Below are 14,530 nucleotides of genomic sequence, written 5' to 3' on the forward strand. Positions count from 1 at the left end.
GCGCAGACAGGGGTGTCTCGCTGCGCGGGCGCAGCGGTGTTTCGCACAGACAGGGGTGTCTCGGGACGAGGACGTGCGATGTAACGCGTGGCGCAGGGACCGGCGCGGGGCGGTCTTCAGCGGGCGAGGGGCTCCCGCGTGGCAGAGCGGCCCGCCGTCGCCCTCGTGGACAGCGTGACCACGGTGACGGCCCCGACGAGCAGCCCGGCCAGCACCATGTGCGTCCCGACGAGCCCGACGGGCAGCGCCGTGCGCGCCTGGGTCAGGCCGACGGCGATCTGCACGAACTCCACGACCAGGAGCAGGAGCGCCCACTTGCTCGACAGCTGCAGCCGGACCGCGCCGATCACGAGCACGAGGGTGAGCGCGAAGAGGACGTAGGCGGGGACGGCATGCACGTGCTGGAGCACAGCCGGGTCGAGGCCCGTGCGGTGCAGGCGTCCTCCGTCGACAGCGGCGTCGGCGCCCGCGTGGGGACCGCTGCCGGTCGTCAGGATGCCGAGGAGCACGGTCACCGCGGTGGCGGCGATCGTGCCGCGCACCACGCCGACGTACCAGCTCGGGACCAGGCGGCGCGCCGTGCGGGGCCCGTTCATCGAGCGGTAGACCAGCGTGGCGGTGATCGCAGTCAGCGCCGTCGACACGACGAAGTGCAGACCGACGACGTACGGGTTCAGGTTGGTGAGCACGCTGAGACCGCCGATCACGGCCTGCACGGGGATCGCTGCGCCCTGGGCGAACGCCAGCCAGAACAGTTCGGGGCGGGTCCGTCGCATCCGGACCACGGCGAGGAACATCGCGATCGCCACGATGACGAGCACGAACGTCAGCAGGCGGTTGCCGAACTCGATGATCCCGTGCACGCCCATCTCCGGCGTGGACACGAGTGAGTCGGCCGTGCATCGGGGCCAGGTCGGGCATCCGAGCCCCGACGCGGTCAGGCGGACGAGGCCACCGGTGCCGATGAGCACGACCTCCACCACGAAGGACGCCCAGGCGAGGACGACCACGCGCGGGTCGACGGCTCGGGGGAGGGACCACCACTGCGTGCGGACGTCCTGGTCGACGGGGGATGCGACGCGAGTCACGAGGGTGGTGCCTTCCTGTTGTTCCGCGCTGCGGGCCTGTAGGATTTCGAGGGTTCAGCAGCAGTCAAGTCTAGGCAGGCGCCGGCTCCGAATGGGCCGTGATCGCCGATCACACCCAGGACTGCGTGGAACCATGACGTTGCGAGGCAGCAGCTGCGTGATCTCCGAGGACGTCTTCGTCCTGTCGGTGGTGCGCGATGGAATGGTGACCGGCAGCCGCCGGTTGCCACCAGGGAACTGCCGCGAGAAGGAAACGAGGAGATCATGTCCGACGTGCTCATCGACCGTCCGGAGCTCGAGGGGCTCGGCCAGTACGAGTTCGGCTGGGCCGACTCCGACTCCGCCGGTGCCTCAGCCCGTCGCGGTGTCTCGGACGAGGTCGTCACCGACATCTCGAACCTCAAGGCCGAACCCGAGTGGATGCTGAAGAACCGTCTCAAGGGGCTCCAGCTGTTCGACCGCAAGCCGATGCCCACGTGGGGCGCTGACCTCACCGGGATCGACTTCGACAACATCAAGTACTTCGTGCGCTCCACGGAGAAGCAGGCCCAGTCGTGGGAAGACCTGCCCGAGGACATCCGTTCGACCTACGAGAAGCTCGGCATCCCCGAGGCCGAGCGTCAGCGTCTCGTTGCCGGCGTCGCCGCGCAGTACGAGTCCGAGGTCGTCTACCACCAGATCCGCGAGGACCTGGAGCAGCAGGGTGTCATCTTCATGGACACCGACACGGCGCTGCGCGAGCACCCGGAGCTCTTCCAGGAGTACTTCGGCACCGTGATCCCCGCCGGCGACAACAAGTTCGCTGCGCTGAACACGGCCGTCTGGTCCGGCGGCTCGTTCGTCTACGTCCCCAAGGGCGTCCACGTCGAGATCCCGCTGCAGGCCTACTTCCGGATCAACACCGAGAACATGGGTCAGTTCGAGCGGACGCTGATCATCGCGGACGAGGACTCCTACGTCCACTACATCGAGGGCTGCACCGCCCCGATCTACAAGTCGGACTCCCTGCACTCGGCCGTCGTCGAGATCATCGTGAAGAAGAACGCCCGCGTTCGCTACACGACGATCCAGAACTGGTCGAACAACGTCTACAACCTCGTCACCAAGCGCGCGATCGCGCACGAGGGCGCGACGATGGAGTGGATCGACGGCAACATCGGCTCCAAGGTGACGATGAAGTACCCCTCGATCTACCTCGCTGGCGAACACGCCAAGGGCGAGACGCTCTCCGTCGCCTTCGCCGGCCCCGGTCAGCACCAGGACGCCGGCGCGAAGATGATCCACATGGCGCCCTACACGACGTCGTCGATCGTCTCGAAGTCGATCGCCCGTGGCGGTGGCCGCGCCGGCTACCGCGGCGAGGTCCGCGTCGACCCGAACGCGCACCACTCGGCGAACACGGTTCGCTGTGACGCGCTGCTCGTGGACACCATCTCGCGCTCGGACACGTACCCGGCGATCGACATCCGCGTCGACGACGTCCAGCTCGGCCACGAGGCCACGGTCTCCCGCGTGAGCGAGGAGCAGCTGTTCTACCTCATGTCGCGCGGCATGGCGGAAGACGAGGCCATGGCGATGATCGTCCGCGGCTTCATCGAGCCGATCGCCCGCGAGCTCCCGATGGAGTACGCGCTCGAACTCAACAAGCTCATCGAGATGAGCATGGAAGGATCCGTCGGCTAGATGTCCAGCACCACTCCGACACCCCGAATCGACCAGCCGATCGAGCCTGCTGCCCCCACGGGGACCGAACAGCACGGCGCGCGGGCCCACTCCGACGGTGCCTGGGAGAGCAAGATCCCGGTCCAGACCCGCTCGGAGCGCCCGCAGTCGGGCGACATCGACGCCTTCGCCGCGGTCACCGGCCGCGAGGTCAACTGGAAGTTCGCGCCGCTCGACAAGGTCGCTCCGCTGCTCGCGGGCGGTCTCGACGGCTCCGCGTACCCCTTCCTCGCGACCCAGTCCGACGGCGCCGACGTCGAGTGGGGGCGGAGTGACGACCCGCGCGTCGGCACTGCCGGCCTGCCCGAGGACCGGGCAGCAGCGGCGGCCTGGACTGCGCGTGACGCCGTCCTCGCCGTGACGGTCAAGGCGACCGACGCCCACGAGTCGATCGCGATCACGCGGTCCGACTTCGGGCGACAGCCGCGGGCGGCTCACACGGTCATCACGGCCGAGCCGAACGCGCAGGGCATCGTCGTCATCGACAACCGCGGTTCGGCACTCCTCTCGGAGAACGTCGAGATCGTCGTGCAGGACAACGCACGTCTGACCGTTGTCACCGTGCAGGACTGGGACGACGACGCCGTGCACGTCTCGGCCCACTTCGCCGAGGTCGGCCGCGACGCCTTCCTCAAGCACGTGGTGGTCTCGCTCGGCGGGGACGTCGTCCGCGTCAACCCCTCGACGCACCTCGGTGCGCAGGGCGCCGACGTCGAGATGTACGGCGTGTACTTCGCCGACGCCGGGCAGTACATCGAGCAGCAGGTGTACGTGAACCACGACGCACCGAACTCCCGCAGCCGTGTCAACTACAAGGGCGCACTGCAGGGCGCCGGTGCGCACACCGTGTGGATCGGCGACGTGCTCATCGGCCGCACGGCCCCCGGCACCGACTCCTACGAGCAGAACCGCAACCTGGTCCTGACGGACGGCACCCGCGCAGACAGCATCCCGAACCTCGAGATCGAGACCGGCGACATCGCCGGCGCCGGTCACGCGAGCGCGACCGGACGCTTCGACGACGAGCAGCTGTTCTACCTGCAGGCTCGCGGCATCCCCGAGGAAGAAGCACGTCGCCTGGTCGTGCTCGGCTTCCTCGTCGAGGTCATCCAGAAGATCGGTGCTCCCGAGCTCGAGGAACGCCTCATCGCCGCCGTCGAGCAGGAGCTGCTCGAGGGCAAGACCGTGCTCGCCGCGCCGATCGTCGACGCCTCCCTGACCGAGACCTCGGTCTGATGGCCGAGAAGGTCTGCGCCGAGGGCGACATCGCGGTGGACAGCCCGATGCGCGTGGTCGTCGACGGCACCCCGGTCGCCATCGTGAAGGACTCTGCCGGCGTCGTGCACGCCATCGGCGACACCTGCACCCACGGGGAGATCTCGCTGGCCGAGGGCTTCGTCGAGGGTGACTCGCTGGAGTGCTGGGCACACGGGTCGCAGTTCTCGCTGACGACCGGCAAGCCGAAGAACTTCCCGGCGTACGAGCCCGTTCCGGTCTTCCGGGTCGAGGTCCGCGACGGCGACGTCTACATCGACGTGCACGACCCGGTCCCGGTCGACTGACCACGACCCGGTCCCGGTCGACCGACCGTGACACGGTCTCGAACGACTGACCACGTCCCACACTCTTCCCGCGGCTGACGCCGCACCCCAGCCGCAACCGAAGGAACGCAATGTCCACTCTCGAAATCCGCGACCTCAAGGTCTCGATCGACACCGACCAGGGTGTCAAGGAGATCCTCAAGGGCGTCGACCTCACCATCAACGAGGGTGAGATCCACGCGATCATGGGGCCGAACGGCTCGGGCAAGTCGACCCTCGCCTACACGATCGCCGGTCACCCGCGCTACCACGTCGTCGGTGGCTCGATCACCCTCGACGGCCAGGACGTCCTCGCGATGAGCGTCGACGAGCGTGCCCGTGCCGGCATGTTCCTCGCCATGCAGTACCCGGTCGAGATCCCCGGCGTGACCGTCTCGAACTTCCTCCGCACGGCCAAGACGGCGATCGACGGCGAGGCCCCCGCCCTGCGCGGCTGGGTCAAGGACCTCCGCTCGTCGATGGCGGACCTGAAGATGGACCCGTCGTTCGCGGAGCGCAACGTCAACGAGGGCTTCTCCGGTGGCGAGAAGAAGCGCCACGAGATCATGCAGCTCGAGCTCCTCAAGCCGAAGTTCGCCGTCCTCGACGAGACCGACTCCGGCCTCGACGTCGACGCACTGAAGATCGTGTCCGAGGGCGTCAACCGCGCCAAGGCAGCGACCGGCCTCGGCGTACTGCTCATCACGCACTACACGCGCATCCTCCGCTACATCACGCCGGACTTCGTCCACGTGTTCGTCGCGGGCAAGGTCGCGGAGCAGGGTGGGCCGGAACTGGCCGACCGTCTCGAGAACGAGGGCTACGACCGCTACGTGCAGGCCGCAGCCGCAGCAACGGGGAACTGATGATCACCACACTCGCACCGGAGAAGTTCGACGAGGTCGTCGAGGGCCTGAAAGAGGTCCAGGACCCGGAGCTCGGCGTCAACATCGTCGACCTCGGGCTCATCTACGACCTCGCCTGGGACGACGAGGCCACCGCGCTCATCATCAGCATGACGCTGACGAGCGCTGGCTGCCCCCTGACCGACGTCATCGAGGGCGACACCGCGAACGCACTCGACGGCATCGTCGACGCCTTCCGCATCAACTGGGTCTGGATGCCGCCGTGGGGCCCGGACCGCATCACCGATGACGGGCGCGAGATGATGCGTGCCCTCGGGTTCTCGATCTAGTCGCGACCACGCACCGACGGGAGGCTCCCTGCCAGCTGGCAGGGAGCCTCCCGTCCGTCGTGGGCCGGCTGCACGCCGGGGGCGACGCGCTCCACCGGTCGCGACTCCCCGCCCACCTCCGGCGGATGGTCACGGATCGTCGCCCGTGCGTCCGTCAGCCGACGTTCTGCGACCGGTCGACGTGCTGCTCCCGGCGTGTCATGACCACTCGGCGGAGACGCCGCCGCCGCGAACCGCCGCGCCCGGAACGCGAAGGGCCCCGTACCAGCGGTACGGGGCCCTCGTGCGTGCTGCAGCAGCGTCAGCGGCGACGGAGCAGGCTCCACACGAGCGGGACGATGCCCGCGGCGATGAGGGCCTTCACGACGCCACCCACGATGAACGGGTACAGGCCGGCGGAGAGCACGGACTGCAGGTCGTTCGGCAGGCCGAGCGCGCCGAGCGTCAGCGCCAGGTAGGGCAGGCCCGTGACGAACGGGATCGCGCTGGCGAGGGTGAACGCGACGACGGCGCGCCCGACCTTGCGGTCCCAGTTGCGGCGGGCGAGCCAGCCGATGACGCCGGCGGCCGGGATGAAGCCGATGACGTACCCGAAGCTCGGGACGCTCAGCATGTGCAGGCCGCCGGACATGCCGGCGAAGAACGGGGCGCCGGCGAGTCCGACGATCGCGTACACGAGCATCGAGAGGACGCCGCGGCGGGCTCCGAGCGTCGCGCCGACGAGCACGACGGCGAGGGTCTGACCGGTGATCGGGACCGGCCACATCGGGACCTCGAGCTGGGCCATCGCGGCGGTGAAGAGGGCGCCGCCGGCGACGAGGGCGGCATCAGTGGCCAGCCCGTGCGTCCGAAGACGGTCGGCGAGGACTGCGCGGGGAGCGAACCCGGTGGCGTTCGTCATGGATTCTCCTAGAATGGACTGCTGGTCCCCTTCGGGACTGTCGGTCCCGTCAGCGTAGCGGTGAACCTCCCGCACACACCGTTGTGCACAACCACCAACTGATTGGACCACCACTGTGCTTGCCGTGCACGACCTCGAGATCCGCGTCGGGGCTCGCCTCCTGATGGAGAACGTGTCCTTCCGTGTGGAGAAGGGCGACAAGATCGGGCTGGTCGGCCGCAACGGCGCCGGGAAGACCACGATGACCAAGGCCCTGGCGGGCGAGCAGCCGCCGACCGACGGCAAGATCGACCGCACCGGCGAGATCGGCTACCTGCCGCAGGACCCGCGTTCGGGCAACCCGGAGGACACCGCGCGCAAGCGCATCCTCGACGCCCGTGGGCTCGGGGAGCTCGTCGAGGGCATCCGACAGGCCACGCTCGACATGGCCAGCACCGACACGGCCGTCGCCGACAAGGCGATGCGTCGGTACTCCCGGCTCGACGACCAGTTCAACGCGCTCGGTGGCTACGCCGCCGAGGCCGAGGCGGCGTCCATCGCGTCGAACCTCAAGCTGCCGGACCGCATCCTCGACCAGCAGCTCAAGACCCTCTCGGGTGGTCAGCGTCGCCGCATCGAGCTCGCGCGCATCTTGTTCTCCGACGCCGAGACGATGATCCTCGACGAGCCGACCAACCACCTCGACGCCGACTCGGTCGTCTGGCTCCGCGAGCACCTGAAGACCTATCCCGGCGGCGTCATCGTCATCTCCCACGACGTGGAGCTCGTCGACGAGGTCGTGAACCGCGTCTTCTACCTCGACGCCAACCGCCAGACCATCGACATCTACAACATGGGCTGGAAGCTGTACCAGCGGCAGCGCGTCGCCGACGAGGAGCGCCGCCGCAAGGAGCGTGCCGGGGCCGAGAAGAAGGCCGCGACGCTGAAGGACCAGGCCGCTCGGTTCGGTGCGAAGGCGTCGAAGGCGGCTGCTGCGCACCAGATGGTAGCGCGCGCCGACAAGCTGCTCGCGGGGCTCGAGGACGAGCGCGTCGCTGACCGGGTCGCGAAGATCCGCTTCCCCACGCCCGCTCCATGTGGTCGCACGCCGCTGATGGCCGAGGGGCTCTCGAAGTCGTACGGCTCGCTCGAGATCTTCGCGGGTGTCGACCTGGCGATCGACCGTGGCTCCCGCGTGGTCATCCTGGGCTTCAACGGTGCCGGCAAGACGACGCTGCTCCGCATCCTCGCAGGCGCGGACGCACCGGACACGGGGGCGATCCTGCCCGGGCACGGCCTGCGCATCGGGTACTACGCGCAGGAGCACGAGAACATCGACATCAACCGCACGGTGATCGAGAACATGGTCTCGGCGTCGACCGACCTCAACGAGACCGAGGCCCGTCGGGTGCTCGGCTCGTTCCTGTTCACCGGTGACGACGGCTACAAGAAGGCCGGCGTCCTCTCCGGTGGCGAGAAGACGCGTCTGTCGCTCGCGATGATCGTCGTCTCGGGCGCGAACGTGCTGTTGCTCGACGAACCGACGAACAACCTCGACCCGGCGTCGCGCGAGGAGATCCTCAGCGCCCTGGCCAACTTCGAGGGGGCCGTGGTCCTCGTGTCCCACGACGCCGGCGCGGTCGAGGCCCTCAACCCGGAGCGCGTCCTGCTCCTCCCGGACGGCACCGAGGACCACTGGAACAAGGACTACGCGGAGCTCATCGAGCTCGCGTAGCCAGCGCGGGCGACTGCCGGTCGATGTGACCCAGCTGAGGCCCGTTCCCGTGACTGGTCACGACATCCCGCTCACGTCCGTCGATCGGTCACGATTCGTCGGTCCACGGCGCCATGGCCGACGAGTCATGACCGCTGGCCGAGGCGCCGACGGGGTGTCCTGACCCGTGGAGGGCATGCCGGCCGGACGGCGGACTGGAGGCTCGCGGCGGCGCCGTCACGGGCCTCCGGTCCGGCGCGTGACCGGTCAGGACTGCCCGCTTGCCTCGGCCGAGAGGGCAGGGAACGTCGACGCGTGCTGCGCTCACCGACAGGCCTCGACCGCTCGGCGGACGGCCGGCGGTGTGTCGTGACCAACCGACGCGGTCAGCGACGCGACTCGAGGAGCTCGTCCTCGATGTCCGCGTCCGTCTTCGGCTTGGCGTCCTTGCGGCGCTGCCGCTCGAGGGCGCGCTCGCGCTCCTCGGGGTCGTCCTGGTTGAGGTTCCGGTACTCCTGCACCATCAGGTACGCCAGGAACCCGAAGCCCCCGGCGGCGAACATGAACCACTGGATGAAGTAGCTCAGGTGCAGCCCGGTGTCGGCGCTCGGGCGGTCCCAGCCGAGCGGCTTGGCCTCGGTCGGCGCCGGGTTCTCGGATGCGAGCTGCCCGTACGCGCCGGTCCAGATGGGGGCCTCGACCTTCGCGGCCACGTCGGTGAGCGTGACGGACTGGACCTGGTCGGTGTGCGCGGGGTCGGTGCGTCCGGGGATGCGCGGCTCGGACTGCTGCAGCCGTGCGGTCACGGTGACCTGCCCGGACGGGGGAGCGGGCACGTGGTCGGGGGCGTCCTGCCGGTTGCCGGTGGGCACCCAGCCGCGGTCGACGACGAACGCGCGGCCGTCGGCGGTGACGAGCGGCGTCAGGACCTCGAAGCCGGGCTGGCCGTTGTGCACGCGGTTGCGGACCAGGAGCTGGTCGTCGGTGTCGTAGCGCCCGGTGACGGTGACGCGGAGCCAGGTCTGGTCGTCGGTCCAGCTGGAGGCCCGGGGGAGGGCGTCCTGCACGGCGACCGGGGTGTGGTCGTAGTTCGTCGCGATCTGCAGGTTCTCGCGGACGGCCTCGTTCCGGCGGTCCCACTGCCACATGCCGAACAGCGTGCAGAGGATCGCGAAGGCGACCGCGATCGCGAAGTAGCCGAGCCAGCGACGGCTGCGGACGAACTGCCAGCCGACGAAGGGCTCGTCGGGATCGTGCACGGTGGTCTCGACCTGCGCGGCACGCTCACGAGCCGTGGCCTGCCGGATGCGCGCGGCGTGCTTCCGGCCGTAGCGCGACAGCGGGTCGAAGTCGTCGGTCATCGCTCGTTCGACGAGCGGGTCCGTTCACCCACGTCGTTCTTCGGGCCGCCGTGCAGTGCGCCGTGCTGGAGGGCGTCGGGGCGGTGCGAGTCGTCCAGTTGGTCGACGTCCTCGTCGATGCCGGTGACCTTGACCGGGAAGGTGCGGGAGCGCAGGTAGCCGGCGAGGAAGTCGCAGTGCTCGTCGCACGCCGCCCAGATCTTGACGCGGTCGAGCGGGTGGATGCGCGGGTTCCGCCAGTTGACACGCCAGCTCGCCGCGGTGGAGCACCCGGCACGGGAGCACACCGGCGTGGAGCCGGGTTCGGTGAACAGGTCGAAGGTCGCCCCCATCAGCGGTGGCCCCACATGCGGGACCGGTCGCCGTTGCGCTGCCATTCTTCCTGCGCGTGCTGGGCGGCCTGACGCAGGCGCTCCTGCTCGTCGCGGTAGGCCTGCGCGCGGGCGTCCTCCTGCTGCTGGCGGAGTGCGGGGTCGTAGTCGGCGGCGCGCACGAGGGCACCGGCCGGAGCGATGGCGTCGGACTCGACGTGGCTGCCGGCGTTCGCGATGACGACGGCGATCCACGGGATGACGCCGGCGAGCACGATGGGGATGATCGCGAGGATCGGGTTGTGCCACACGGTGTAGACGAGGACGGCCCCGACAAACAGGAACACGCGGATCGCCATCTGCCAGACGTAGCGCGACAGACGGTGGTGCCGGTCACGCGTCGGTGACTTCGGAAGTGCCGTGATGCTCTGCGTCGTACGCGTCGTCTTCATGCCTTCGTTCTCCGTCTGCCCACACATCAGCCTAAGCCCGGCCACCGACACTTGACCGTCCGATCTGGGGCCGTGTGTGCCCGGGTAGGCTCGTGCGGGCGTGTCGGGCGGATCGTCGCCCGCGCGCCGTCGGACAGCCACGCCGTGCACCCCGAGCACACCACCGAACGGAGCGCCCATGACCACCCCCCGTACCGTCCTCATCACCGGCGGCAACCGCGGCATCGGCCTCGCCCTCGCCGAGCGCTTCGTCGCCGCCGGACACCGCGTCGCCGTGACCTCACGCAGCGGCCAGGGCGGCCCGGAGGGAGCGCTGACGGTGCAGGCCGACATCACGGACACCGCCTCGGTCGACGCCGCCTTCACCGAGGTGGAGAACGCGCTCGGCCCGGTCGAGGTCCTGGTCGCGAACGCCGGCATCACGAACGACGGTCTGCTGCTCCGGATGAGCGAGGAGGACTTCACGAGCGTCATCGACACGAACCTCACGGGCACGTTCCGCGTCGTGAAGCGAGCGACGAAGGGCATGATGCGCGCGAAGTTCGGCCGCATCGTGCTGATGTCGAGCGTCGTCGGCGCCTACGGGCAGGTCGGGCAGGTCAACTACGCGTCCTCGAAGGCCGCGCTCGTCGGCATGGCCCGCTCGATCACGCGGGAGCTCGGCTCGCGCGGCATCACGGCGAACGTGGTCGCGCCCGGGTTCATCCAGACCGACATGACGGCCGCGCTGCCCGAGGAGCTGCAGGCCGAGTTCAAGAAGCAGATCCCGGCCGCGCGCTACGGCACGGTCGACGACGTCGCGGACGCCACGCTCTTCCTCGCCGGGGACGGCGCCGGGTACATCTCCGGCGCGGTCGTGCCGGTGGACGGTGGCCTCGGGATGGGCCACTAGCCAGCGGCGGGCTGCCGAGACTCGGCCAGGCGGACTCTGTGCGGGCCGCGGCGCGCAGAACCTGTCCGCGGGGCCGAGACTCGGCACACGGCCGGCCGGCCGGGCGGCGGCGTCAGCCCCGCAGGCCCAGCGTGGCCAGCACGGCGGACAGATCGCGGTCGACGATGGCGACGTCGGCGGACTCGCGCACGCGCGGCTTCGCGTCGAACGCGACGGACAGCGCCGCGACGCGCATCATCTCGACGTCGTTCGCGCCGTCGCCGACCGCCACGGTCCGCGCGAGCGGCACGCCGTCGGCGTCGGCCCACGCCCGCAGCGCAGCGGCCTTGGCGCGTGCGTCGACGACGTCGCCGAGGACCCGCCCGGTGAGGACGCCGTCCACCACCTCGAGCCGGTTGGCCTGACAGTGGTCCAACTCCAGCTGCGCGGCGAAGGGGTCGAGCACCTCGTGGAACCCGCCGGACACGACACCGACGGTGCCGCCGGCCGCGTGGACGCCACGGACCAGGTCGTCGGCGCCCCGCGTCACGCGGACCGCCTGCTGTGCGCGGGTGAAGACGTCGGTCTGGAGGCCCGCCAGCGTCGAGACCCGCTCCCGGAGGCTCTCGGCGAAGTCGATCTCGCCGCGCATGGCGCGCTCCGTGATCGCCTCGACCTGTGGCCGGGTTCCGGCGGACTCGGCGAGCAGCTCGATGACCTCGTCCTCGAGCAGGGTGGAGTCGGCATCGAGGACGACGAGGAAGCGCGGCACGCCACCACGGTAGCGGTGCCGCGCACCTCGTTACGTCAGGGGTCCTCCGGGCGGGCTAGGCCTCGACGCGGACGCCCTTGCCGACCACGGTGATGCCCGACTCGGTCACGGTGAAGCCGCGGGCGACGTCGGCCTCGCGGTCGACCCCCACCCGAGCACCGGGAGCGAGCACGACGTCCTTGTCCAGGATCGCCCGGTTCACCACGGCGCCGGCACCGATGGTCGCCCGCTCGAACACGATCGAGTCGAGGACCTTCGCGCCCGAGTCCACCGTGCACCACGGGCCGATGACGCTGCGCTCGAGCTGGGCGCCGGACATCAGGCAGCCGAGCGACACGATCGAGTCGACCGTCGCGCCGGTGTTGCCGTTGGCGTCTCGGACGAACTTCGCCGGCGGCAGGTTCGTCTGCTGGTTGAAGATCGGCCAGTCGGTGTTGTACAGGTTGAAGACCGGCACCGGGGCGATCAGGTCCATGTGGGCGTCGTAGAACGAGTCGATCGTCCCCACGTCGCGCCAGTAGTACTTGTCGCGGTCGTTCGACCCGGGCACCTCGTTGCGCTGCAGGTCGTAGACGCCGGCGTCGCCGCGGGCCACGAAGTCGGGGACGATGTCGCCGCCCATGTCGTGCGCGGAGGTCTCGACCTGCCCGTCACGGAGCACGGCGTCGACCAGGGCGTCCGCGTTGAAGACGTAGTTGCCCATCGACGCCAGGATCTCGCCGGGGGAGTCGGGTAGGCCGGTGGCGTCCTTGGGCTTCTCGAGGAAGGCCTCGATGCGCGTCGGGTCGTCGTCGTCCACCTTGATGACGCCGAACTGGTCGGCCAGCGCGATCGGCTGCCGGATCGCTGCCACGGTGGCGCTGCGGCCGGAGGCGATGTGGGCCTCCACCATCTGGGAGAAGTCCATCCGGTACACGTGGTCGGCACCGACCACGACGACGATGTCGGGGCGCTCGTCACGGAGCAGGTTGAGCGACTGCAGGATCGCGTCGGCCGAACCGGCGAACCAGCGCTTGCCGAGTCGCTGCTGCGCGGGGACGGAGGCGACGTAGGACCCGAGCAGGCCCTCCATGCGCCAGGTCTCCGCGACGTGGCGGTCCAGGCTGTGGGACTTGTACTGCGTCAGGACGACGATCTTCTGCAACCCGGAGTTGACCAGGTTCGACAACGCGAAGTCGACGAGGCGGAAGTTGCCACCGAACGGGACGGCTGGCTTGGCGCGGTCGGCGGTCAGCGGCATGAGCCGTTTCCCTTCGCCCCCGGCGAGGACGATCCCGAATATCTTCTTCGATGGCATGGGGTTCACAGTAGGCGAGCGCACTGGGAACCCGTTACGTTGAACGCGTGCGAGTCGATCTACTGACCAGGGAGTATCCGCCGGAGGTCTACGGCGGAGCGGGTGTCCACGTGGCCGAACTGACCGGCGCTCTGCGCTCCGGGACGGACACCGAGGTGCGTGTCCGGGCCTTCGGTGCCTTCCGTGACGAGGCCGACGTGTGGGCGTACCGCACGCCGGACGGCCTCGGCCAGGCGAACGGCGCGCTGCAGGCGCTCGGCACCGACGTGCAGATCGCCGCGGACGTCGAGGGCGCCGACGTGGTGCACTCGCACACCTGGTACGCCAACGCGGCCGGACGCATCGCGCAGCTGACCCACGGCATCCCGCACGTCGTCACCGCCCACTCCCTCGAGCCCCTCCGCCCGTGGAAGGCCGAGCAGCTCGGTGGCGGCTACCGCCTGTCGAGCTGGATGGAGCGCGAGTCCTTCGTCGAGGCCGACGCCGTCATCGCCGTGTCGAAGGCCATGCGCGCCGACATCCTCCGCTCCTACCCGTCCATCGACCCCGCGAAGGTGCACGTCGTCTACAACGGCATCGACGTCGAGGAGTGGAAGCCCGAGGTCGACCACGACGCCGTCCGTGCCCTCGGCATCGACCCCGAGCGTCCGAGCGTCGTCTTCGTCGGGCGCATCACCCGACAGAAGGGCCTGCCGTACCTGCTCCGCGCAGTGGCTGCCCTGCCGCCCGAGGTCCAGATCGTCCTCTGCGCCGGCGCCCCGGACACCCCCGAGATCCTGGCCGAGGTCACCGGTCTGGTCGAGGACCTCCGCCAGCAGCGTGACGGCGTCGTCTGGATCGACCGGATGCTCGCCCACCGCGAGATCGTCAACGTGCTGTCCTCCGGCACCGTCTTCGTGTGCCCCTCGATCTACGAGCCCCTCGGAATCGTCAACCTCGAGGCCATGGCCTGCGGCATCCCCGTCGTCGGCTCCGGCACCGGCGGCATCCCCGAGGTCGTCGCCGACGGCCTCACCGGCCGCATCGTGCCGATCGATCAGGTCACCGACGGCACCGGCACGCCGACGGACCCGGACAAGTACGTCGCCGACCTCGCCGCCACGCTGAACGAGGTCCTGTCGGACCTCGGTCTCGCCAAGCTCATGGGGCGCGCCGGCCGGCTCCGCGTCGAGAGCGAGTTCACCTGGGGCGCGATCGCGACGCGCACCAGGGCGGTCTACGACCAGGTCCTGGCGGCTCGCTGAGGCGAGCGGGAACAGCACCAGCCGGGAGGCCCGGGTGACGTCC

14 protein-coding genes and 1 pseudogene are annotated in these 14,530 nt (G+C 69.8%); 8 read left to right on the plus strand and 7 right to left on the minus strand.

Annotated elements, in window-relative coordinates:
- Nucleotides 1-116 precede the first annotated feature (116 nt).
- A complete protein-coding gene (locus BIU98_RS09330; protein ID WP_071275238.1) occupies nucleotides 117-1,088 on the minus strand; it encodes a heme A synthase in 972 nt (323 codons plus the stop codon).
- A 264-nt stretch (nucleotides 1,089-1,352) separates the two neighbouring features.
- Here BIU98_RS09330 and sufB point away from each other — a divergent pair, with 264 nt between their 5' ends.
- From sufB to BIU98_RS09355, 5 genes are all read left to right on the plus strand, one after another.
- Complete coding sequence (sufB, locus tag BIU98_RS09335; RefSeq protein WP_071275241.1) at nucleotides 1,353-2,771, plus strand: Fe-S cluster assembly protein SufB; 1,419 nt, start codon at nucleotides 1,353-1,355, stop codon at nucleotides 2,769-2,771.
- Nucleotides 2,772-4,046: a Fe-S cluster assembly protein SufD gene (gene sufD, locus BIU98_RS09340; RefSeq protein WP_083393133.1), complete on the plus strand. Its 1,275-nt coding sequence runs from the start codon at nucleotides 2,772-2,774 to the stop codon at nucleotides 4,044-4,046.
- Nucleotides 4,046-4,372 carry a non-heme iron oxygenase ferredoxin subunit gene (locus BIU98_RS09345; protein WP_071275244.1) on the plus strand — a complete coding sequence of 109 codons (327 nt, stop codon included), beginning with the start codon at nucleotides 4,046-4,048 and terminating at the stop codon, nucleotides 4,370-4,372. Before sufD ends, BIU98_RS09345 begins: the two co-directional genes overlap by 1 nt.
- A 110-nt stretch (nucleotides 4,373-4,482) precedes the next feature.
- A complete protein-coding gene (sufC, locus tag BIU98_RS09350; protein WP_071275252.1) occupies nucleotides 4,483-5,256 on the plus strand; it encodes a Fe-S cluster assembly ATPase SufC in 774 nt (257 codons plus the stop codon).
- Complete coding sequence (locus tag BIU98_RS09355; protein WP_071275254.1) at nucleotides 5,256-5,585, plus strand: metal-sulfur cluster assembly factor; 330 nt, start codon at nucleotides 5,256-5,258, stop codon at nucleotides 5,583-5,585. Before sufC ends, BIU98_RS09355 begins: the two co-directional genes overlap by 1 nt.
- A gap of 301 nt (nucleotides 5,586-5,886) precedes the next feature.
- Here the strand turns inward: BIU98_RS09355 and BIU98_RS09360 are convergent, their stop codons facing one another.
- Nucleotides 5,887-6,486 (minus strand): biotin transporter BioY, encoded by a 600-nt coding sequence (locus BIU98_RS09360; protein WP_071275256.1) that lies wholly within the window; start codon nucleotides 6,484-6,486, stop codon nucleotides 5,887-5,889.
- Nucleotides 6,487-6,601: 115 nt separating this feature from the next.
- On the opposite strand from BIU98_RS09360, the gene BIU98_RS09365 reads away from it, so the two are divergent.
- The gene (locus BIU98_RS09365; protein ID WP_071275258.1) at nucleotides 6,602-8,200 is read left to right on the plus strand and encodes an ABC-F family ATP-binding cassette domain-containing protein; all 1,599 of its coding nucleotides are present in this window, start codon (nucleotides 6,602-6,604) and stop codon (nucleotides 8,198-8,200) included.
- A gap of 365 nt (nucleotides 8,201-8,565) precedes the next feature.
- Here the strand turns inward: BIU98_RS09365 and BIU98_RS09370 are convergent, their stop codons facing one another.
- From BIU98_RS09370 to BIU98_RS09380, 3 genes and pseudogenes are all read right to left on the minus strand, one after another.
- Nucleotides 8,566-9,540, minus strand: coding sequence for an SURF1 family protein (locus BIU98_RS09370; protein WP_083393134.1), 975 nt, complete (start codon nucleotides 9,538-9,540; stop codon nucleotides 8,566-8,568).
- A gap of 125 nt (nucleotides 9,541-9,665) precedes the next feature.
- Nucleotides 9,666-9,872: pseudogene (locus BIU98_RS18510) on the minus strand (hypothetical protein); the annotation flags it as partial.
- A complete protein-coding gene (locus tag BIU98_RS09380) occupies nucleotides 9,872-10,303 on the minus strand; it encodes a DUF3099 domain-containing protein (RefSeq protein WP_071275262.1) in 432 nt (143 codons plus the stop codon). The gene BIU98_RS09380 and the pseudogene BIU98_RS18510, both read right to left, overlap by 1 nt.
- A gap of 178 nt (nucleotides 10,304-10,481) precedes the next feature.
- Between BIU98_RS09380 and fabG the strand changes: the two genes are divergently transcribed.
- The gene (gene fabG, locus BIU98_RS09385) at nucleotides 10,482-11,195 is read left to right on the plus strand and encodes a 3-oxoacyl-ACP reductase FabG (RefSeq protein WP_071275264.1); all 714 of its coding nucleotides are present in this window, start codon (nucleotides 10,482-10,484) and stop codon (nucleotides 11,193-11,195) included.
- 112 nt (nucleotides 11,196-11,307) lie between these two features.
- On the opposite strand, the gene serB is transcribed toward fabG, so the two are convergent.
- The gene (gene serB / locus BIU98_RS09390; protein WP_071275266.1) at nucleotides 11,308-11,946 is read right to left on the minus strand and encodes a phosphoserine phosphatase SerB; all 639 of its coding nucleotides are present in this window, start codon (nucleotides 11,944-11,946) and stop codon (nucleotides 11,308-11,310) included.
- 55 nt (nucleotides 11,947-12,001) lie between these two features.
- Nucleotides 12,002-13,243, minus strand: coding sequence for a glucose-1-phosphate adenylyltransferase (locus BIU98_RS09395; protein WP_071276394.1), 1,242 nt, complete (start codon nucleotides 13,241-13,243; stop codon nucleotides 12,002-12,004).
- A gap of 47 nt (nucleotides 13,244-13,290) precedes the next feature.
- On the opposite strand from BIU98_RS09395, the gene glgA reads away from it, so the two are divergent.
- Entirely contained in the window at nucleotides 13,291-14,487 is a 1,197-nt protein-coding gene (gene glgA, locus BIU98_RS09400) for a glycogen synthase (RefSeq protein ID WP_071275268.1), read from the plus strand.
- Nucleotides 14,488-14,530 lie beyond the last annotated feature (43 nt).

Origin of the sequence: Curtobacterium sp. MMLR14_010 (genome assembly GCF_001865015.1) — a bacterium.
Lineage (GTDB): Bacteria > Actinomycetota > Actinomycetes > Actinomycetales > Microbacteriaceae > Curtobacterium.

Excerpts from the sequence above, each read along its gene's own strand:
- sufB (WP_071275241.1), top strand. The coding sequence starts at position 1,353 with ATGTCCGACGTGCTCATCGACCGTCCGGAGCTCGAGGGGCTCGGCCAG.
- sufD (WP_083393133.1), top strand. The coding sequence starts at position 2,772 with ATGTCCAGCACCACTCCGACACCCCGAATCGACCAGCCGATCGAGCCT.
- BIU98_RS09345 (WP_071275244.1), top strand. The coding sequence starts at position 4,046 with ATGGCCGAGAAGGTCTGCGCCGAGGGCGACATCGCGGTGGACAGCCCG.
- sufC (WP_071275252.1), top strand. The coding sequence starts at position 4,483 with ATGTCCACTCTCGAAATCCGCGACCTCAAGGTCTCGATCGACACCGAC.
- BIU98_RS09355 (WP_071275254.1), top strand. The coding sequence starts at position 5,256 with ATGATCACCACACTCGCACCGGAGAAGTTCGACGAGGTCGTCGAGGGC.
- BIU98_RS09360 (WP_071275256.1), bottom strand. The coding sequence starts at position 6,486 with ATGACGAACGCCACCGGGTTCGCTCCCCGCGCAGTCCTCGCCGACCGT.
- BIU98_RS09370 (WP_083393134.1), bottom strand. The coding sequence starts at position 9,540 with ATGACCGACGACTTCGACCCGCTGTCGCGCTACGGCCGGAAGCACGCC.
- BIU98_RS09380 (WP_071275262.1), bottom strand. The coding sequence starts at position 10,303 with ATGAAGACGACGCGTACGACGCAGAGCATCACGGCACTTCCGAAGTCA.
- fabG (WP_071275264.1), top strand. The coding sequence starts at position 10,482 with ATGACCACCCCCCGTACCGTCCTCATCACCGGCGGCAACCGCGGCATC.
- BIU98_RS09395 (WP_071276394.1), bottom strand. The coding sequence starts at position 13,243 with ATGCCATCGAAGAAGATATTCGGGATCGTCCTCGCCGGGGGCGAAGGG.